The following is a 21092-nucleotide window of genomic DNA, read 5'->3' as shown; positions in this document are numbered from 1 at the left end:
TTCATTAATAAAAAAAATCCCTGACTTTGCGGTCAGGGATTTTTTTATGTTTAAAAGTTTGGTCGTAATAAGTGAGATTTGTAAAAATCATTGATGACTTTAACCGCTTCTTCTGGACTGTCGGTGATGGTGAATAAATCTAAATCTATTGCATTAATATTTTTTTCATCACCAAGCATGGCAGTTTTTATCCATTCAATAAGCCCTGTCCAGTATTTTGAACCAAAAAGTACTACAGGTTTACGGTCTATTTTTTTGGTTTGCATCAAGGTTAAAGCTTCAAAAAGCTCATCCATTGTTCCAAAACCACCAGGAAAGGTGATAAAACCCTGGGTGTATTTTACAAACATTACTTTTCTTACAAAGAAATAATCAAAATTTACTGGGTGATTTACATATTTATTTCCAGATTGTTCAAAAGGTAAAACAATGTTTAACCCAACGGATTTTCCATTGGCTAAAGCAGCTCCTTTATTACCTGCTTCCATAATTCCTGGTCCGCCACCTGTAATTACACCATACCCAGACTGCACTAATAGTTCTGATGTTCTTACTGCATCTGTATAATAAGGATTTTCTGTGTCCGTTCTGGCAGAACCAAAAACAGATACACAAGGCCCAATTCTGGCCATTTTTTCGTATCCTTCCACAAATTCAGACATAATTTTAAAAATTGCCCAACTGTCATTTGTTCTTATCTCGTTCCAATCTTTAGGTGCTAATTCCGCCATTTTTTTGTCAGTTTATGTTGTTTTTTTAAGGTGTTAAGGTAAGTATATTTTATCAACCATTCTTAGAGATTATGGATATTTATGCTTAGTTAGCAGTATACCGTAAATAAAATATTAATATAGTTTCGTATATTCGTCATCATAAAAAAATAACATGATAAAACTATTTTCAGTCCTGATTATTATTAGTTCACTACTCGTTAATTCTAATGGTTTAGGACAGTCCGAGATTACAAATGAACAAATTTGGGCTTCTCGCACATTTGGTTCCAATAGCATTCAATCGGTAAATTCCATGAAGGATGGTATACATTTCTCTTTGTTGAAAAACAACAAGATTGCGCAATATAGTTACGAGGATTTTGGGGTGCCAACCGCTATTATAGTTGATTTAAATGAAATAAACTATGCAGGTAAAGAAATAAAAGCGCAAGATTATTTCTTCAATAAAGATGAATCCAAAGTCTTAATCGCAACGGAAGTAAAAAGTATATATCGCCGAAGTTTTACGGCAAACTATTTTATCATTGATATCGCTTCAAAATCTATTGTTGAATTAACCGATAAAGGTCCACAATCCTTAGCCGATTTTTCACCAGATGGTACAAAAGTCGCTTATGTGTTGCAGAATAACATCTATTATTATGATATAAATTCAAAAAAGACTGTCCAAGTAACTGCAGATGGTATGAAAAATGAAATTATTAATGGCGCGACCGATTGGGTTTATGAAGAAGAGTTTGCTATAACCAAAGGATTTTATTGGTCTTCTAATTCTCAGCAAATTGCTTTTTATCGTTTTGATGAAAGTAAAGTAAAAGAATTCAGTATGGATTATTACTTAGGAAAAGCCTATCCATACCGCTATGATTTTAAATACCCTAAAGCTGGAGAAGACAATTCAAAATTGAGTGTTTGGGTGTATGACATGTCAAAGGATAAATCTAGAATGTACCTCCAGTCTAACAGTGAATATGAGTATTTCCCAAGAATAAAATGGACCAATCAAAATGCGTTATGTGTTTTAGCCATGAACAGACATCAAAATAAATTAGACTATTTATTGGTAGAAGATTACTTAACTGCAAAATACCAAGGCGCGTCAAGTAATCAGAAAAAAATATATTCGGATGAATCAGAAACTTATGTAGAGGTGGATGATAATTTAATCTTTTTAGAAAAAGAAGATGCTTTTTTGAGAACTTCAGAAAAAGATGGATTTATGCACATTTACAAAATTAATTTTGATGGTTCTGTAAAAGCATTGACTGCTGGTAAGTGGGACGTGGTAGAATTAAAAGGTGTAGATGAAGAAAAAGGATTAGTATATTATGTGTCTGCTGAAGAAGGAGCCATGTATAAAACGTTATATTCCGTAGGTTTAAATGGGAAAAACAAAAAGAAATTATCCATTTTAAAAGGAAGCAATAACGCTGATTTTAGTACGGGAATGAAGTATTATATCAATTATTATTCAAACTCAAATCAGCCCACTTTAATTACCTTACACAATGCAAAAGGGAAGCAATTAAAGGTGCTGGAAGATAACAAAGAATTAACAGCCAAACTTCTTAAAATGAAGTTGCCACAGCAGGAATTTATAAAAATAATGGGGGAGACGGACTCTTTAAATGCGTACATTTTAAAACCTAAAAGTTTTGATGCTACTAAAAAATACCCAGTCTATTTTCATATTTATAATGGACCTGGTAGTAATATGGTGAAAGATTCTTGGGCAGGCAGTACTTACATGTATCATCAATTATTAGCAAGCAAAGGTTATATCGTTATTTCGGTGGATACAAGAGGGACCATGTATCGTGGGGCTAAATTTAAAAAATCGACTTACTTACAATTAGGTAAATACGAAACAGAGGATATGATTGCTGCAGCTAAGTCTGTAGGAAAATGGGAATATGTAGATGCAGATAGAATTGGGGTAATGGGATGGAGTTATGGTGGGTACATGACCGCATTGTGCATGACCAAAGGTGCGGATCAATTTAAAATGGGTATTTCTGTCGCGCCAGTAACCAATTGGCGTTGGTATGATAATATTTATACCGAAAGATTTATGCGTACTCCACAAGAGAATGCTGCAGGATATGATGATAATTCACCGATAAATCACATTGAAAAATTAAAGGGTAAATTTTTAATCATTCATGGTGGTGCAGATGATAATGTACATGTTCAAAATACCATGGAATTAGTCCAAAAAATGGTCGCTGCAAATATCGCCTTCGATATGGCTATTTACCCAAATAAAAACCATGGCATATATGGTGGAAAAACAAGATTACACTTATTCAACAAGATATTAGAATACACATTAGAAAATTTATAAGATGAAAAAATATTTAATTGCTGCTTTGGTCTTTGGTGCAGTAGCGTGCGGCGCTTCAAAAGGAACCAGTGAAACAACTTCAAAAGCAGATGCAAAACCTAAAACAGAAGTAGCTACGCAAAACGTGATTACACAAGCGCCTCGACCAGTCACGATTGAATGGTTGGATTTTGAAACGGCCATAGAAAGAAATAAAAAAGAGCCAAAGTATATTTTTATTGATATATACACGGAATGGTGTGGTTGGTGTAAAAAAATGGATGCTTCTACTTTTTTAAATCCAGAAGTAATGGCGTATATGAATACGCATTTTTATGCGGTTAAAATGGATGCAGAATCTAAAGAACCAATTGCCTATAATGGTAATCTTTATGAGTACAAACAATACAATGCTAGAGCAGGGTACAATACACTTTCCGTTAGCTTGTTGGGGAACCAGATGAGTTTTCCTTCTTTCGTAATTTTAGATAAAAAAGAGGCGAAGAAAGGTAAAATAATGGGCTACAAAGAACCAGTTGCTTTTTTAAAAGAATTAAAAACTTACGTCAAATAAAATTGAATGGAAAAAGTGCGCTGCCAATGGTCTGTTAAAACGGAAAAAGAAAGGTTGTACCATGATCAAGAGTGGGGGGTGCCGGTACATGATGACCAAAAGCTTTTTGAAATGTTAATCTTAGAAGGAGCACAAGCTGGATTGTCTTGGTCTACCATTTTAAATAAAAGAGAGGGTTATCGTAAAGCTTTTCATCATTTTGATTTGGACCGTATTATTGGGTATTCTCCAGCTTACCTAGATGAGTTGGCAACTAACCCTGAAATTGTAAGGAATAAACTGAAAATTAAATCGACCCAAACGAATGCTATTGCTTTTAAAAAAGTGCAAGAAGAATTTGGTTCTTTTGATCAATATATTTGGCGCTTTGTAAATCATCAAGTAATACAAAATAATAGCCAATCTTTTAGTGATCTAGCAGTAACTTCACCGGAATCGGAAGCAATGAGTAAGGACTTAAAAAAACGGGGTTTTAAGTTTGTTGGTAGCACCATTATGTATGCCTATATGCAGGCAGTTGGTATGGTGAACGACCATGAAAAAACTTGTTTTCGATTTAAGGCTTTGAGTTGAGTAATATATTTAAACATTATTCCGTTAATTAAATTGACCGTATTATTGCTAGATAATTAGGGAACATACCTATTTTTGAGACTGCAATATGGAAGACTCTTACAAACACAAAGGCATGCGGAAGCAATTGGTCGAAACCCTCCAAAATAAAGGGATTCAGAATAAAGAAGTACTAGAAGCATTTATGGTGGTTCCTAGGCATTTTTTTCTGGATAAAGCTTTTACCGAACAAGCATACACCAATATGGCTTTTCAAATTGGTGCCGATCAAACCATCTCACATCCTTACACGGTTGCATTTCAATCTACCATGCTTGAAATTTCCAAAGGAGATAAGGTACTTGAAATTGGGACAGGGTCCGGGTTTCAAACTGCTATTTTATGTGAATTAGGGGCAAAGGTTTTTTCCATAGAAAGACAAAAAGAACTGTTTTTAAAAACCAGACATTTATTACCAAAGTTAGGTTATAGTCCCAAGTTAAAATATGGAGATGGTTATGAAGGTTGGGAGAGTTTTGCTCCTTTCGATAAAATAATTGTTACCTGTGGTGCACCTTATATTCCTCAAAAATTAGTCGAGCAATTAAAACCTAATGGTAAATTGATTATTCCTGTTGGTGAAGGAAGCCAGCAAGAAATGATACTGATTACAAAGTCGTCTGAAGGTGAAATAAAGCAAACTAGAGAAGGGGTGTTTAGTTTTGTACCTATGTTAAAAAATACGGCAAAGTAAATGTTCCAATCGGTTGAATTAAGTTGGCAAAAAGAAAGCTTAGCGTTAGATACTCATGCGGAAGAATTTACTATTGCTAGCAACTTTAACCCTGTTGATTTATTGATTTACCAATTGCTAAAACAATTAAAAATTAACAGCCTATTGACGGTTTATTCTTTTCGAAAGACAGCACCCGTATTACTGGTTAATATGCCGTCAGCTGTGGAATGGATTGATGAAACACCTCGATTTAAATTTGCCCAACAAGACTTAATGAACTTAAAAGAATTGTTTTTAATTCAAAAATTACAAGGCGTTATAGGAGAAGAAACCTGTCTGGATATTGGTGTGGAATGGGGGAAAAAGCAAACCTTAATTTTTGATTTAAAAACGGTGGAATGCATGGGGAATATACAAGAAACTTATATAAAAAGGTATTCCAATACATTAATTAATACTTTAAGTGATGGTAATCTTTTAGTTTTAAATGAGCGATTTAAGATTTTGTTAAATGCGCCATTTTTAAATAGATTAAAAACGTATTATCTTTTTTGGGTAAAAAAACACCACTTGAATTATGGGGTACCTAGTTGGTATGAAAAACTATATGCACAATAAATAAAGACAACAAATGGCACACTTTTTTTCAATAATTTATATTAAAACAAATCGGCTTTCTAAAGAACAAATTGCAGTCGGTATTTTAATGAATGCTGCTGGAGTTCCTTCTTTTGATTATTCTATTTCTAAATTAAACTTTGCATTAAAATTGTTAAAACCACAAGCTAGAAATGCCATTAAAAGAAGTTTAAATTTATTGCAAAATGATGTCAATAAAATTATTAATGGAGAAACCACCATGGATTTATTTGATGCGCCATATGCAAAAAAAATATTGGACAAATTGATACTGAAAAAAGGAGGTTTGCTCCTTTATGGTGAAATTATTCATCTTGAAAAACCAATAAATAGGGCAGTATTGTTTAGTAAGTATATTGGAGGAGAAATAAGAGACAACCAATTAAATGTAACAAAAGCCATTTCCTTTAAAAAAGAGTTTCAATTATTTGCTAAGCACAAAAGATTGGCAAGCTTTAGTCATAAAACAGTATTAACACCACAAGATTTTCCGACCATTATCAGTAATATTCGTTTAGATTTATTTAGATCAGGAAGTAGTTATACTGTGTTTAATGCCATTGATTTTACCGCAAGTACAGCCATGATTCAAAAAACATTAAACAATTTTAACCAAGCCATTGTTTGTTTAAATAAGGAAGCCATTAAAAATGGATTGAGTAAAGGAAGATATTATTTAGTCTATAAGTCAACTAAGGACCCAGAAAAAGCAGATATATTGAAAAGAATAAAAAACAATGCAAGTGCTTTTGAGTTAATACAACTGAAAGAGATATTGGATAAAATTTAAGCCAATCTTTTCATAACATATTGACTGATACTTTGAAAGAACTGTTGTGGGGTTTGTGTTCTCCATGCAACGTCTTCTAATTCCCCTTCAGACACAACAAAATAATCAATATTTTCGGCTTTGAATTCTTCAATGACGTGTGTTCTAAAGTTTACAAAAGCAATCCATCCATCTTCGTCTTCCACTTCATCAAACCATTCTTCGTAATAACAGTCATCAGAAGCATGGAAATTTAAAATGTTTTCTCCGATTAAAATAAACTTATGAATACCCTCCATCATTAGTAATTCCACAACATCCCTTTTCAAGGTCATGATATCGTTTTCAATGGCATCATTCCATTCTCCCATTAATTCAAGAATGCAATAACCTTCTTCATAATCTGCATATAATATTTTAATATACAAGGAAGGAGAGCCAATATTATCCCACTGAGGATGTATAACATAGTTGTAAATTGAATCTGTAAATTCAAATTCACTGTAAATACGTCCAAAAAAGGGAGAACGCTCGTCTTCATCCGCAATATATAGTCCCCTCCAGTTATAATATGGTTCAATTGTATGCATGGTTCAAAGATAATTTCTAATTTTACAAAAAACAACAATAGTAGTTATGTTTCGAAGTAAAAATAAGTGGAGTAAGTTAGGGGTGGTTATATTTTTAGTGGGCAGTGTTTTTTTTGTTTCTTGTAAGAAAGAGCTAGCACATAAAGATAAGGTGGCTGCTATTATTGGAAAGTTGGAATCTCCTTTTTTGATGGGGACATTTGTGCCAGAAAATATTATCGAAAAAGCAGGACTAGAAGATGGGGCTTTGCCTTTTGTTCAACAGACCATTGCTTCTTTTTTTATGCAAGAAGAAAAAACAGGTATAAACAATAAAGCGCAAGTGCAATTAGTGATTGCTAAAGGAGAGGGATCGTTTCCACAGGCTTATGCTTTTGTCGCTTTAAAGAATGCGGCAAAATTCAAAAAATTAGTAGAAACGGAATTAAGTGCTGAAGTACAAGAGAAGGACGGCGTGTTTTATTTTAGAAAGGAAGCCGATAATTACCTAGTGGTTTGGGATGCGCAAATGGCCATCATCAGTAATATTCCTATTACCTTAGATAATATTTTGTCTTCCAGTGGTATTTCCTCTAAAAAAGCCGCTATCAAAATCGTTGGATTGATGGGAGAAGTGGGTAAAGGAGACATTGAGCCAAATTACAGAGCATTTATGGATAAACCAGGAGATGTTCGCATGTATTTACACGGTCAAAATGCTTACGATATGGTGAAAGAAATCAGATTTTTTCCAATTAAATATAAAAAACAAATGGCATTGTTTTTACTCGGTTCTACTTTTGAAACGGTCTTGAATTTTGAAAATGGTAGGATTCAGCTTGAAAATGATCATTTACTTTCCGATAGTTTAACAGCATATATGGAGATGTTTAAAGAGGAGGGGATAGATCCAGAAATGTTAACATTTGGTTATTCTGCAAATCCAGCAATGGCTTTAGCATTGAATATGGACTCGGATAAGTTTGCTAAAATGATGGATATTACCCAATGGGAATCTTATTCACATGAAGTAGCTAAATCTTTAAACGATAAAGGGATTAGTAAGGAAGATATTGCTGCTTTTTCCACTGGAAAAACATTATTTATCTTAGATGAAGTTGAAAAGGTAAAACAAGAAGACAACATCAATGACCTGCAAGATTTAAATGCGAGATATGGCATGGTTGTGGAAATAAAAGATACGGTGGTTGCGCGTTTAGTGATGCAAAAAGTATTAACAGACAGTTTACTGAGCTCTCGTGAAGAAATGTTTGCTACTATCCAAAATAAATATTTAATTTTAAGTAATTCTAGGGCTTGGATTGAAAAAATCGAAGCCAATAACGCGGTCTCCATAGCTGCATTAAAAACTCAGTTAACCATTAATCCAATTGGGTTTTATATGAACAATAATTTATTGGGGGATATGTCAACAGATGAAGATTTTAACAAGACGGTTAAGGTGGTACAGGACGTTGTTTTTGAATTCAATAAAAGTAAAAGTAGCTTGTCCATTAAAATGAAAGATGCGGACAAAAACTCGTTAAGGGTTATTGTTGAAAAATTAATAGAAGAAATGATGCTTACTGAATTAAATTCAAACAGTGACATTCAAACTATTATTGAACAAGAAATGTTGGAAGATATTAGTGAAGAAGCAATAGAGACGGTAATTAATGCTTTACTAAAGTAACTTACTTTTTCACCCCAAAAACAGGTTCAAAATCTACTTCTCCTGCTTCATTGATTTCAAAAGCTTGATAGAAATCAGGGATATCGTTTTCTTCGCTGTGCTTAATTTTTAAAGTAATACATGTTTTTTCTTTAGAGTTTTCATCTAATTTAATGATGGATTCAAAAGTTAAGGCATATCCTTTCATTTTGTTTTCACTCATTTCTGTTTCACAGTATTTACTTAATGATTCTAAAACTGCCCCAACTTTTGGCATATTTTTAGCGTCAAATTCAAACTCTAGCGGATGTACATTTCCAATAGTATCAATAAAAGCACCAAAAGGATAGAATTCTTTGGTATCTACGAGTAATTCTTGGGCATATTCAAAAGAATGATCGATTAATTTTTCTACTTCAGGATGCATAATGGTTAATTTTTTTCAAAACTAATGAAAACAAAAATAGGAAAGCTTTATTCAAGTTAAAATAAATGATAATTTTGAATTATAAATATATTTAAATGTCATCAAAAACAAAGCAAGCAATTAAATTCGACAGGAAGTCATTGTCTGATCAAGAATTACTTTCCATTTACGAAAACATTTTGAAACCAAGATTAATAGAAGAGAAAATGCTGATTTTGCTTAGACAAGGTAAAATTTCTAAATGGTTTTCTGGTTGGGGACAAGAAGCTATTTCTGTTGGGACAACGCTAGGACTTGATGATGGTGAGTATATTCTTCCTATGCACCGTAATTTAGGTGTTTTCACCAGTAGAAATATTCCATTACACCGCCTTTTTGCACAGTTCCAAGGAAAAATGAAAGGTTTTACAAAGGGAAGAGACCGTTCTTTTCATTTTGGCTCCAAAGAACACCATTTGGTGGGAATGATCTCTCACTTAGGGCCACAATTGGCAATCGGAGATGGTATTGCATTAGCAAATAAGTTAAAGGATAACAAAAAAGTAACCATGGCTTTTACTGGAGATGGTGGTGCAAGTGAAGGTGATTTTCACGAAGCCCTTAATGTCGCTTCTGTTTGGGATTTACCTATCATATTTGTAGTAGAGAACAACCAATGGGGACTTTCGACACCTTCTAATGAACAGTTTAGATGTAAAAACTTTATTGATAAAGGGATAGGCTATGGCATGGATGCTTTTCAAATTGATGGCAATAATATCTTAGAAGTCTATCACGCAGTGCAAGAAATTGCTGCCTCTTTAAGAGAAAAACCAAGACCATTCTTATTAGAATGTGTGAGTTTCAGAATGCGTGGGCACGAAGAAGCTTCGGGAACTAAATATTATCCAGAAGGATTGCAAGAAGAATGGAAATTGAAAGATCCTGTAGATAACTATACGGCGTATTTAAAAAGTATTGGGTTATTGACGGATGCCATGGAGGCTGACTATATTGATCGATTTAAAAAAGAAATTAATTCAGAATTAGAGATTGCTTATGCAGAACCAAATGTTTCGGTGGATACTGCTTATGAAATAAATGATGTATATGCTCCTTATATACCCACCTATACGGCACCTGATTTTGATAATACAAGTGAAAAAAGATTTGTTGATGCCATTTCGGATGGTCTAAGACAATCTATGGAGAAATATGACAACTTGATCATTATGGGGCAAGATGTTGCTGAATATGGTGGTGTTTTTAAAATAACAGAAGGTTTTGTTGCGCAATTTGGTAAAGATAGAGTGCGTAACACGCCCATTTGTGAGTCCGCAATCATTGGTGCTGCTTTAGGTTTGTCTATAAGTGGTATGAAAGCAGTAATGGAAATGCAATTTGCAGATTTTGTTACGGTTGGATTTAATCAAATTGTAAATAACTTAGCCAAACTACATTACCGTTGGGGCGAAAATGCTGATGTAGTGGTAAGAATGCCAACTGGGGCAGGAAGTGCTGCTGGTCCATTTCATTCACAAAGCAATGAAGCTTGGTTTACACATACACCAGGTTTGAAAATTGTGTATCCTTCTTCTCCAACGGAAGCAAAAGGATTGTTAGCTGCCGCTATTGAAGATCCAAATCCTGTGATGTTCTTTGAGCATAAAGGGTTATATAGAAGTATTAAAGAGCAAGTGCCAAATGAGTATTATACCATAGAAATAGGAAAAGCGAATATGGTTCAAGTAGGAGAGGATGCTACAGTGATTACTTACGGAATGGGGGTACATTGGGCAAAGCATATTGCGGAAGAACACCAGCTAAATATTGATATTGTAGATTTAAGAACTTTATTGCCTTTGGATATGGAAACCATCTATAAGTCAGTAAATAAAACAGGTCGAGTTATTGTCTTACATGAAGACTGTTTGACTGGTGGAATAGGAGGGGAACTGGTAGCATTAATTGCCGAAAACTGCTTTGACCAATTAGATGCACCTTTAATGCGAGAAGGTAGTTTAGATACCCCAATTCCCTTTGATGGTGATTTAGAAATTAACTTTTTACCAAAGCAAAGATTTGAAGAAAAATTATTAAAGTTAATTGCTTATTAAATTTTAATACTATCCTTAGCGGATTGCGCTAAATATTTTGACTGCAGCACCTTTTTTTGAAGTGCTGCAGAAGTAGTAGTGTGATAAATGACTTGATACACTTCTAATAAGGTAGGTTCCGATTCGAAGGATTGAATTAGTTTGAATTGATGTCCCATGTGAATGGTGCCGGACTGAATAACTCTAAAATAAGCACCAGGATAAGGAGCTTGGATAAATGGTTTTAATATTTTTTGAGAGCCAAATCGAATACCTAATTTAAAACAAGGTTGTCGCGGTTGGGAAACTTCAATAATGGCCGTACCAATCTCAAATCTGTCTCCAATTTTCATCTTCGATTCATCTAAGCCTTCTATGGTAATATTTTCTCCAAAAAAACCATTTTCCAAAGTATGTGCCGGATATTTTTTTTGCCAAAATCCATAAGCTTCTTTACTATAAGCATAACATGCTTTGTCTATCCCACCATGGTATTTTCTATCCACCACATCATCTCCTACCACATCATTAAATCCCAGAATAATAGGGTGCGTTACTGGAGATTTAAAAATACCAGTATATATTTTTTTTCCTCGCCATTCCACGAGTTTTTTTTGGCCAATATTTAGTGCGTGAATCAACATTTTGTTACAATTAGGTGATAATTCAAACAAAATAAGCATGTTTTACTAAAATAACTTAAAATTAGCATAAAAATAATGCAATTGATGGTCGTTTTTCTCGTCAATTCTACTATATTTAGGGGGTTAAAATAACACAATTATAAAAATATCAGAAAATAGACAAATGAGCGAGATAGCAAAATTAGAAGTTGCCGGGAAATCAATTGAACTTCCAGTTGTAACAGGGACAGAGAACGAAAAAGGAATTGACATTTCTTCCTTAAGAGGAGAAACAGGTGTCATTACATTAGACAGAGGATTTAAAAATACTGGATCATGTTCTAGTTCCATTACTTTTTTAGATGGTGAAAAAGGAATATTGAGGTACCGTGGGTACTCTATTGAATCGTTAGCTGAAGGTGCTGACTTTTTAGAAGTTGCTTATTTGTTGATTTTTGGTGAATTACCAAGCAAAGAACAATTACATAAATTTCATACAGATATTAAAGGAGAGTCTCATGTAGACGAAGATGTAAAGAAAATTTTAGATGGTTTTCCAAAGTCTGCACACCCAATGGGCGTTTTATCTTCTTTAACTAGTGCGCTTATTGCTTTTAATCCTTCTTCTGTTAATGTAAACAGCGAAGAAGATATGTATAAGGCCATTGTAAAGATAATGGGGAAATTCCCAGTATTGGTTTCATGGGCTTTAAGAAAAAACCAAGGTACACCATTGAATTATGGTGACAATTCATTAGGCTATGTGGAAAACATCTTAAAAATGATGTTTAAAAAACCAAATGAAGAGTACGTTCAAAATCAAGTAGTAATTGATGCTTTAGATAAATTATTAATCTTACACGCAGATCATGAACAAAATTGTTCTACTTCTACAGTGAGATTAGTAGGTTCATCACATGCAGGATTATTTGCTTCTTTATCTGCTGGTATTTGTGCTTTATGGGGACCATTACATGGTGGTGCTAATCAAGCGGTAATTGAAATGTTAGAAGCAATTAAAGCAGATGGCGGTGATACGAAAAAGTACATGGCTAAAGCGAAAGATAAAGAAGATCCATTCCGTTTAATGGGATTTGGTCATAGAGTTTACAAAAACTTTGATCCAAGAGCAAAAATCATTAAAGTTGCAGCAGAAGAAGTATTGAATGATTTAGGTATTGATGATCCAATTTTAGACATTGCAAAAGGTTTAGCAGAAGAAGCTTTATCTGATCCTTATTTTGTAGATAGAAAATTATATCCAAATGTTGACTTTTACTCTGGTATTATATACCGAGCTTTAGGAATTCCTACGGAAATGTTTACTGTAATGTTTGCTTTAGGCCGTTTACCAGGTTGGATTGCACAATGGAAAGAAATGAGAGAATTAAAAGAACCTATTGGAAGACCTCGTCAGATTTATACTGGTGAAAATGATAGACCTTTTAAAACTATTGAAAATAGATAATTAATTTATTATCCAAAAAAAAAAGACTACTTCGGTAGTCTTTTTTTTTTGGATCTATTTTTTTACTGCGCCATTTCTACCACCCAAATTCCTCTTAATTCATTAATACCATAACCGACTGCTTTATCTGTAGGATATAAAGTATTTATTTTACGTAGCGTTTTATCTTCAATTTGAGTATTCGGAACACCATGACATTGCAAACACATTTGATTGGTTAAGATTGGATAATAACCAATTTTTGAATTTTCTGTTTCAGCTAAAACACCCGTAATTGCTTTTCCTTCCTTTAAGGTGTTTTTGAACTGTTGAATTATTACCGCTTCTTTTGCATTGGCTTGTGCATTTGCATTTCTGGGTTTATCGCTTACTCTTTTTATGTGTGCATTTAAAGCATTTGACATACTGTCGATTAAATAATTTGCTTTAAGATTACAGAATTCAACTGCATAAGTACTTCCTTGCTTATTAATGGCGCCCATTAAATTCTTACCCAATATTTTTTTTGCTTTCAAAGCCAACTGTAAGCCATTTTCTAATGGTGTTAGTATTGCTGGTTCCTCAGTTGCAGATTTATTAGACTGCTCTTTTTTATAATGCTCCTTAAACCAAGCAGGTTCTTTAATTTCGTTATGATAGAGGTAGGCCGAGATTAAGTTGAGTTCTTCTTCCGGAAAGTTCATTTTAGGCATTAGTCCAAAACGCTTAAAAGCACCAGTCATTTTTACATTTTCTTCGGTCGGATTATTTACAAAGCTTTTGATATCATTGGTGAATTGCTCCAAAGTTGTATGTTCATTTTTGTAATGTTTTTTTATTGCAATCATAGGCGGCGCAATTCGATTTTCTAAATGGCCATCACTGCCATGACAAGCAAAACATTTAGATTGCATTAAATCTAATGCTTTCATTGCTGTTTGACTTTCAAGAAGCGAATCACTTGTTAAATCCGTCAACTTATTTTCATTGTTTGATTCACAACTGTTTGTAAACGCACCTAAAAATAGTATTGCAGCACTCCATACAAATATTTTCATTTTTTTATTTAAAAATACGGATAAAATGTATTAGAAATAGTAATATTTGTTACATTTTATCATGATATTTAGCATTGGAAAGCAGCCAATATTGGTTGGTGGTTAGAAATTCAAGTATGGCATTTAAACAATTATTTATTCTTCTGTTTGTTTTATTTTTTTGGAGCAGTTGTAGCAACGAAGTAAAAACACCAAAGGAGGTAAAGCAATTGGATCAAATTGAAAATCAAGCGCATATTATATGGTATTGGGAAGATACGTTTTCGCAGTTCGAAAAGTTTAAATTGAAGCAGTGGATTAAATCGACTTTAGAGGCTACAGAAAAAATGTTAGGAGTTTACCCTTTTACCATTCATTGTACCTTTCATTTATCAGATGCTGATCACCCAGTTCCATTTGGGAAAACCTCCAGAAAAAAGGGGGTCAATGAAGTACATTTTTACGTTAATCCATCTTTTGAATTAATTGATTATGAAAAAGATTATACCGCACAACACGAACTTAGCCATTTATCCATCCCTTTTATCAATAGAGATAATTTATGGTTTTCGGAAGGATATGCTACTTATTTAAGTCGATTAATTTTGGTAGATCAAGGGTATTATGCCGCTGATAAGTTTGATTCCCTTTATTTCCATAAAATAAGTGATTATCCTGGTGTTTTTAATAGTAGCACTGCCACTTTTACCCAAGTGATGGATAGTTTGATGGAGCACCATTATTATTCCCATATCTATTTTGGTGGTAGTAGCTTTTTTTATCAAGTAGATAAACAGTTGCAACTGAACGACCAATCACTTAGCGAGGTGATTCGAGCTTATCAAAAACAAAATAGATTGACTGATAAACGTTTGCCTCATGTATTGGCATCTTTTGATGAAATTTCAAAGAGTAGTTACTTTACTGATATGTATGCGGTATACTGTAATAAAACGGCAGCAGAAAGTTTAAGTCTATTTTTTAAATAAATTTGAGCGTAGGTGAGTGCTATATAAAGCGGGGTAAATATTTACATTTTTTGGCGTACGATATTCCCATTTTAACCATGGTTAAATCATTCTTAATAAATAACTGGTAGCATTCCTTTTTCCATCCAATGTATTGACTGAATTTTAATTTTTATTACAACCCTACAAGAATAAGGTAATAGCTGTTATCCATAAAATTATTTTTCATAATGATGGATAACCATAGTATTTTTAAATACGTAATATAAATTTGAAGTACTGTACGCTAATGTTTTAACAAAATAAACTTCGGCATCCTATAAAACCATGCATTGTCTTTTATTCAATCAAGCTGAGATAGTCAAATTGTAAGTCGGGATGGAGCTGGTCAATTGCTTTTTTTGCTAACTCCATTTGCTTGAGATAAATGTTTTGCAATTGAACACTTTTTGAAACAATAGGCTTTAGTTTAATGAGTTCAGTACAAAAATGAATTAATAAATCAGCTTCACTTGCTTTGTTTTTGGAAAAACGGATATACTTTTTAGTCAATCGCAATATTTTACGAATCGTTTTTTTTGCCAAATAAGCGCTACTGGTATTGACAGTCTTGAATAAATCACTCATTTCTAGCTTGACCTCATGTACATAATCAGCTTCATTGTCAGCTTCAAATAAGAGGTAAGTTAGAAACTCTTTACTCTCTTTTTTAAATTTGGCAAGCTTCAAACTCAGTTCCACCAGGTCTTCTTTCGAGCGACCTTTTAATTCATTTTTTATCTGGGTAATAGTAGCTGCCTTCATTTGATTACAAAGATAAGCATTCGAATTAAATAGACTTCGAAAACCAAAGGTCACATCCAAAGTGCCCGGTTTCTCCTAGTCTTTTATCTAATTGTGTAAAGCCTAGTTTTAAATAAAGATTTACCGCTGTTTTAAAATCAGGAATACTCTCCAGGTATAGTTGCGAATAACCTTTAGCTTTTGCTTCTAATTGACAAGTGTTAAACAAGGCAAACCCAAAACCTTGTCCTCTGGATTCTGGTCGGATATAAAATTTAACAATTTCAATACAAGACTTAGGCAATCCTAGTGTAGGGTATATGCCACACACGCCAGCGATTTCACCCTTTTCTTCCAGGACAAATAAGGCGGCGTTGTTCGTGTCAAAATATTCAAATAAATAATCTGTTGCCTTATCGCTGTATACAGTTCCTTCTTTTGGTGCGTCAAATTCAATAAATACCTTGCGAATTAAATGGGCGATAGGCTTATTGTCTTGCTGCATTACTTTTCGAATTACATAATTAGTTGGCATCATTTCTTGGTTCTAATCGTAGGTGTTTTTTTTCAGTTTAATACTGTTTTATAGGATTTAGATGCAAATAGAATAATAAGCAATTCGTATAAAACAAGGGTTCTTTTTTTTTAAAAAACAAAGCCAGTAATTGAATAGACAAATACTGGCTTGTTTTTTATTTTTAATACAAAGGGTTAAACTACATTTTTAATGATAGATTTTACTACTTCAGGATTTAATAAAGTAGAAATATCTCCTAGTTGATCAAATTCGCCAGCAGCTATTTTTCTTAAAATTCTTCGCATGATTTTACCTGATCTTGTTTTAGGTAATGCTTCTGTAAATTGAATTTTATCTAATTTTGCAATCGGTCCGATTCTTTCCGTAATCAATTGGTTAATTTCAATTTTTAAATTCTCATGACTTCGACTTTCTCCAGTGTTTTTTAAGGAAATATAGCCATAAAGTGCACTTCCTTTAATGTCGTGTGGAAATCCTACAATAGCAGATTCCGCAATTGCTGGATGTTCATTGATGGCATCTTCAATAGGTGCAGTTCCTAAATTGTGTCCGGATACAATAATCACATCATCTACACGGCCTGTAATTCTATAAAAACCAACACTATTTCTTAAGGCGCCATCTCCAGTAAAATACATGTCTTTGTAAGCAGAGAAATAAGTTTCTTGGTATCGTTTATGATTGTTCCATATGGTTCTAGCCATACTTGGCCAAGGGTGCTTGATGCATAATTTACCTTCCACTTGGTTCCCAATTAATTCATCTTCATTATCTCCCATTAAAGCGGGTTGAATTCCAGGTAATGGAAGTGTAGCATAAGTAGGAATAGTTGGCGTTGCAAATGGAATAGGGGATATCATGATGGCTCCTGTTTCAGTTTGCCACCAAGTATCTACTAAAGGAGATTTTCCTTTACCTATATTATCATTATACCAGTGCCATGCTTCTTCGTTGATAGGTTCACCAACCGAACCAATTACTTTTAAAGAGGACAAGTCATGTTTGTTCACCATGTCCAAAGATTCTTTAGCAAGAGCTCTAATGGCAGTAGGTGCGGTATAAAATTGCGTTACTTTATGTTTGGCTATTATTTCCCAAAAACGTCCACAATCTGGATAAGTAGGTACGCCTTCAAACATGATAGTGGTCGCACCATTGGCTAAGGGACCATATACAATATAACTGTGACCAGTAATCCAGCCAATATCGGCTGTACACCAATACACATCATTATTTCTATATTGAAACACATTTTTAAAAGTGTATGCCGAATTCACCATGTATCCTGCTGTAGTATGTACCATACCTTTTGGTTTACCAGTAGAACCAGAGGTGTATAGAATAAACAAAGGATCTTCAGCCTCCATAATAGTTGGTGCGCACACCATAGATGCTTCGTCTAATAAAGGTTGAATCCACTCATCTCTTCCTGCTTGCATAGGTATCTCGGTATGGATACGTTTTACAACCAAAACTTTTTCAACACAAGCGCAATTAGATAAAGCTTCATCCACGATTCCTTTTAAGTCGATTGTTTTACTTCCTCTATAAGAACCATCTGAAGTAATTACCAGCTTACAATCACTATCATTAATTCTAGAGGCTAGTGCTGTGGAAGAAAAACCTGCAAATACAACAGAATGAATGGCACCAATACGTGCACATGCAAGCAATGCAATTGCTAATTCTGGAATCATTGGTAAATAAATACAAACACGGTCGCCTTTTTGAACACCTTTAGCTTTTAAGACATTTGCCATTTGATTTACCCGCTCATGTAATTGATGGTAGGTGATGTGCTGTGCAGGTTCATCAGTACTATTTGGCTCAAATAAAATAGCGGTTTGATTTCCTTTACTGATCAAATGCCTATCAATACAATTTTCTGTAATATTTAATTGTGCTCCTTCAAACCAAGTAACTTTTGATTTAGCTTTGTCCCAAGTCATCACCGAATCCCAAGATTTTCGCCATAAAAAGTTCTCTTCAGCAATTTCTTCCCAAAAATGGGTTGGATTTCGGACTGATTTTCTATATACTTGAAAGTATTCTTCTAAATTTTTGATGTGGTAATTACTCATATTTTAAATTTTATATTTTCCTATTTTTTCTGATTTATACACTTCTTCTATTTCCGTAATAATAGATGAATCATCTATAGTTGAAGGAGTTTGGTAATCGTTTTGATCGGCTATTTGCCTTAGTAACTTTCTTAGTGTTTTACCCGACCTTGTTTTGGGTAATCTTTTAACTATTGCTACGGATTTAAAAGAAGCTACTGGACCGATTTCGTGGCGAATGGAATTAATAATTTCTTGTTTAACATTTTTATTGTAAGGATTTTTTTCAGACTTTAAAACAATTAATCCCAAAGGAGTTTGGCCTTTTAAATCACAATGGATTCCAAAAACTGCACATTCGGCAACCGCAGGGTGAGTGGCCACAATTTCTTCCATTTCCGCTGTAGATAAACGGTGACCAGCGACGTTAATTATATCATCTACTCTTCCTGTAATATATATATAGCCATCCGAATCCATATAGCCACCATCACCAGAAAAGTAGTAGCCTGGAAATCTTTCCAAATAACCCGCTTTAAAACGTTCAGGATTCCCCCATAAATTAGAAAGGCAGCCAGGAGGTAAGGGCAGTTTAACGGCAACATAGCCAGGTTCATTGGTAGCTACCACTTCTCCTTCATCATTCAGAATTTTTATGTCATATCCTCCCACCGGTAAGCCTGCAGAACCAGGTTTTACGGGAAGGTCTTCTATACCCATCATATTTGCTATCATTGGCCAGCCAGATTCCGTTTGCCACCAGTGGTCTATTACTGGAACATTCAACTGTTCTTTAGCCCAATTCAAAGTAGTTACGTCACAACGCTCTCCTGCTAAAAATTGATGCGTTAAACTGGACAAGTCATAAGCTTTTATAAACGCGCCATTTGGATCCTCTTTTTTTATCGCACGAATTGCAGTTGGTGCAGTAAACATTACTTTTACTTTATGCTCTGCGATAATTCTCCAAAAAGTAGAAGCGTCTGGTGTTTTAATTGGTTTACCTTCAAAAAGTATAGTTGTATTCCTATTAATTAAGGGTGCGTATACAATATAACTATGGCCAACCACCCATCCAACATCACTCGCTGCCCAAAAAACATCCCCGGGGTGTGTGTCGTAAATGTTTTCCATTGAATATTTAAGTGCTGTAGCATAACCTCCAGTATCTCTGATTATTCCTTTAGGTTTTCCGGTGGTTCCAGAAGTGTAAAGAATATAAGAAGGGTGGGTAGACTCGACTGGGATTGGATCCATTATATCTGCCGCCTTTACAATAGAAGTGTAGTCTAGGTCTCTCGCCAAAGTTTCATAAGTTACGCCTTGTTTTCTATCGAAAATAATAACATTATTAGGTTGGTGATGACTTAAAGCTATCGCTTGATCAACGAGTGGTTTATATTCTATAATTTTTTTAATTTCTACACCATTAGATGCAGTAATAATTAGTTTTGGTTTACAGTCATCAATTCTAATAGCCAATTCATGTGGTGCAAATCCACCAAAGACGACAGAATGAATTGCGCCAATTCTTGTACATGCCAGCATAGCATAAGTAGCTTCTGGTATCATGGGCATATAAATAATAACCGTATCTCCTTTTTTTACCCCTAAATCAGAAAGTGCACCTGCCAATTTTGCCACTTCTTGGTATAATTTATCATAAGTAATAAATTGTTTGGTTTGGGTAACTGGAGATTCGTATATAATAGCGTTTTGTGCCCCGTATCCATCTTCAATATGCTTATCAATACATAAGTAACTTAGATTTAAAACACCATCTTCAAACCATTGGTTGTAGTCGTGTTCATCTATGGAGAGTATTGTTTTAGGTGGGGTATACCAGCCTATGTTTGCCGCTTGCTTTCCCCAAAATTTTTCGGGTGACTCCATACTTTCTTTGTGGTGATCTTTGTAGTTCATCTTAATCTTTTTTTGATTTAAGTAATCCAAAATAATTCGGATTTAAGAATTTAAGTTTAATCAAAGCATATAGAAAAGAAATAAATGCCAAACCAATAAAAATGGAGTTCCCAGGCGTAATATTACCTAGATTATCGTAAAGAATTCTAAACAATAAAGTCAAGCACAAGTAAACACTGATAAAGATATCAGATACTAGTGGAGATAAAGAAAATTTCATATCAACTATTTTAAATTAAACATTGTTTGCTTGCACACAAAACCAAATTTAATTAAACAGTTCATTTATTTCAACCATTATTTTTTTTACTGAAAAAGGTTTAATAAGATACTTATCCGCACCTTTACTCAGTCCTTTTTCAATATCAACCGCTTTGTTTTTCGCAGATAAAAAAACCACTTTGGTTGCATGCATTGATGGTACTTGTTTGATAAATTCTAAAGTTTGAAACCCATCTACATTGGGCATCATAATATCTAACAATACTACATCAGGCAAAATATCTTGTATAATTTGAATAGCTTCCTCACCATCTCTAGCAATAAACACCTCATAACCACCTCTGTTAAAGGCGTATTCTAAGGACATTACTATATTTGGTTCGTCATCAACAATTAAAATTTTTCGCTTCATACAAAAATA

Annotated in this window: 21 protein-coding genes; 10 read left to right on the top strand and 11 right to left on the bottom strand. The window is 33.9% G+C overall.

Annotated features, from left to right (window positions below; translation table 11 throughout):
* Nucleotides 1–50: 50 nt before the first annotated feature.
* Nucleotides 51–731 (bottom strand): LOG family protein, encoded by a 681-nt coding sequence (locus DNU06_RS07255; protein ID WP_111062579.1) that lies wholly within the window; start codon nt 729–731, stop codon nt 51–53.
* Between the two features lie 154 nt (nt 732–885).
* Between DNU06_RS07255 and DNU06_RS07250 the strand changes: the two genes are divergently transcribed.
* The 6 genes from DNU06_RS07250 (at nt 886) to DNU06_RS07225 (ending at nt 6348) form a co-directional block, all read left to right on the top strand.
* Entirely contained in the window at nt 886–3078 is a 2193-nt protein-coding gene (locus DNU06_RS07250; RefSeq protein ID WP_111062578.1) for a S9 family peptidase, read from the top strand.
* Nucleotide 3079: 1 nt separating this feature from the next.
* Nucleotides 3080–3631: a thioredoxin family protein gene (locus tag DNU06_RS07245; RefSeq protein WP_111062577.1), complete on the top strand. Its 552-nt coding sequence runs from the start codon at nt 3080–3082 to the stop codon at nt 3629–3631.
* Nucleotides 3632–3637: 6 nt separating this feature from the next.
* Nucleotides 3638–4204 (top strand): DNA-3-methyladenine glycosylase I, encoded by a 567-nt coding sequence (locus tag DNU06_RS07240; RefSeq protein ID WP_111062576.1) that lies wholly within the window; start codon nt 3638–3640, stop codon nt 4202–4204.
* Between the two features lie 88 nt (nt 4205–4292).
* Nucleotides 4293–4937, top strand: a complete 645-nt coding sequence (locus DNU06_RS07235) for a protein-L-isoaspartate(D-aspartate) O-methyltransferase (protein ID WP_111062575.1) — start codon at nt 4293–4295, stop codon at nt 4935–4937.
* Entirely contained in the window at nt 4938–5537 is a 600-nt protein-coding gene (locus DNU06_RS07230; RefSeq protein WP_111062574.1) for a hypothetical protein, read from the top strand.
* A gap of 13 nt (nt 5538–5550) precedes the next feature.
* The gene (locus DNU06_RS07225) at nt 5551–6348 is read left to right on the top strand and encodes a hypothetical protein (RefSeq protein WP_111062573.1); all 798 of its coding nucleotides are present in this window, start codon (nt 5551–5553) and stop codon (nt 6346–6348) included.
* Here the strand turns inward: DNU06_RS07225 and DNU06_RS07220 are convergent.
* Complete coding sequence (locus DNU06_RS07220) at nt 6345–6917, bottom strand: hypothetical protein (RefSeq protein ID WP_111062572.1); 573 nt, start codon at nt 6915–6917, stop codon at nt 6345–6347. The two genes, DNU06_RS07225 and DNU06_RS07220, sit on opposite strands and share 4 nt — an antisense overlap.
* 46 nt (nt 6918–6963) lie before the next feature.
* Between DNU06_RS07220 and DNU06_RS07215 the strand changes: the two genes are divergently transcribed.
* Nucleotides 6964–8589 carry a hypothetical protein gene (locus tag DNU06_RS07215; RefSeq protein ID WP_111062571.1) on the top strand — a complete coding sequence of 542 codons (1626 nt, stop codon included), beginning with the start codon at nt 6964–6966 and terminating at the stop codon, nt 8587–8589.
* A 1-nt stretch (nt 8590) separates the two neighbouring features.
* Here the strand turns inward: DNU06_RS07215 and DNU06_RS07210 are convergent, their stop codons facing one another.
* Entirely contained in the window at nt 8591–8995 is a 405-nt protein-coding gene (locus tag DNU06_RS07210) for a hypothetical protein (protein ID WP_111062570.1), read from the bottom strand.
* Between the two features lie 95 nt (nt 8996–9090).
* Here DNU06_RS07210 and DNU06_RS07205 point away from each other — a divergent pair, with 95 nt between their 5' ends.
* Nucleotides 9091–11091 (top strand): alpha-ketoacid dehydrogenase subunit alpha/beta, encoded by a 2001-nt coding sequence (locus DNU06_RS07205; RefSeq protein ID WP_111062569.1) that lies wholly within the window; start codon nt 9091–9093, stop codon nt 11089–11091.
* On the opposite strand, the gene DNU06_RS07200 is transcribed toward DNU06_RS07205, so the two are convergent.
* Nucleotides 11088–11714 (bottom strand): MOSC domain-containing protein, encoded by a 627-nt coding sequence (locus DNU06_RS07200; RefSeq protein ID WP_158526840.1) that lies wholly within the window; start codon nt 11712–11714, stop codon nt 11088–11090. The genes DNU06_RS07205 and DNU06_RS07200 overlap by 4 nt on opposite strands.
* A 163-nt stretch (nt 11715–11877) precedes the next feature.
* Between DNU06_RS07200 and DNU06_RS07195 the strand changes: the two genes are divergently transcribed.
* A complete protein-coding gene (locus DNU06_RS07195) occupies nt 11878–13161 on the top strand; it encodes a citrate synthase (RefSeq protein ID WP_111062567.1) in 1284 nt (427 codons plus the stop codon).
* 62 nt (nt 13162–13223) lie between these two features.
* On the opposite strand, the gene DNU06_RS07190 is transcribed toward DNU06_RS07195, so the two are convergent.
* Nucleotides 13224–14198, bottom strand: coding sequence for a Tll0287-like domain-containing protein (locus DNU06_RS07190; RefSeq protein ID WP_111062566.1), 975 nt, complete (start codon nt 14196–14198; stop codon nt 13224–13226).
* Nucleotides 14199–14314: 116 nt separating this feature from the next.
* On the opposite strand from DNU06_RS07190, the gene DNU06_RS07185 reads away from it, so the two are divergent.
* Nucleotides 14315–15166, top strand: a complete 852-nt coding sequence (locus DNU06_RS07185; protein ID WP_146239178.1) for a hypothetical protein — start codon at nt 14315–14317, stop codon at nt 15164–15166.
* Between the two features lie 318 nt (nt 15167–15484).
* Here the strand turns inward: DNU06_RS07185 and DNU06_RS07180 are convergent, their stop codons facing one another.
* The 6 genes from DNU06_RS07180 to DNU06_RS07155 all read right to left on the bottom strand — a co-directional run bounded on the left by DNU06_RS07180 (nt 15485) and on the right by DNU06_RS07155 (nt 21083).
* Nucleotides 15485–15949: a hypothetical protein gene (locus DNU06_RS07180; protein WP_111062564.1), complete on the bottom strand. Its 465-nt coding sequence runs from the start codon at nt 15947–15949 to the stop codon at nt 15485–15487.
* 25 nt (nt 15950–15974) lie between these two features.
* Nucleotides 15975–16466 carry a GNAT family N-acetyltransferase gene (locus DNU06_RS07175; RefSeq protein WP_233502980.1) on the bottom strand — a complete coding sequence of 164 codons (492 nt, stop codon included), beginning with the start codon at nt 16464–16466 and terminating at the stop codon, nt 15975–15977.
* Nucleotides 16467–16639: 173 nt separating this feature from the next.
* The gene (gene acs / locus DNU06_RS07170) at nt 16640–18547 is read right to left on the bottom strand and encodes an acetate--CoA ligase (RefSeq protein ID WP_111062562.1); all 1908 of its coding nucleotides are present in this window, start codon (nt 18545–18547) and stop codon (nt 16640–16642) included.
* Between the two features lie 3 nt (nt 18548–18550).
* Nucleotides 18551–20449, bottom strand: coding sequence for an acetate--CoA ligase (locus DNU06_RS07165; protein ID WP_111062561.1), 1899 nt, complete (start codon nt 20447–20449; stop codon nt 18551–18553).
* 1 nt (nt 20450) lies between these two features.
* Nucleotides 20451–20669, bottom strand: coding sequence for a hypothetical protein (locus tag DNU06_RS07160; RefSeq protein WP_111062560.1), 219 nt, complete (start codon nt 20667–20669; stop codon nt 20451–20453).
* Nucleotides 20670–20717: 48 nt separating this feature from the next.
* Nucleotides 20718–21083 (bottom strand): response regulator transcription factor, encoded by a 366-nt coding sequence (locus DNU06_RS07155; protein WP_111062559.1) that lies wholly within the window; start codon nt 21081–21083, stop codon nt 20718–20720.
* Nucleotides 21084–21092 lie beyond the last annotated feature (9 nt).

Origin of the sequence: Putridiphycobacter roseus (genome assembly GCF_003234935.1) — a bacterium.
Lineage (GTDB): Bacteria > Bacteroidota > Bacteroidia > Flavobacteriales_D > Crocinitomicaceae > Putridiphycobacter > Putridiphycobacter roseus.
The sequence above is the reverse complement of the archived record's forward strand: the minus strand, read 5'-3'. Positions and strand labels throughout refer to the sequence as shown.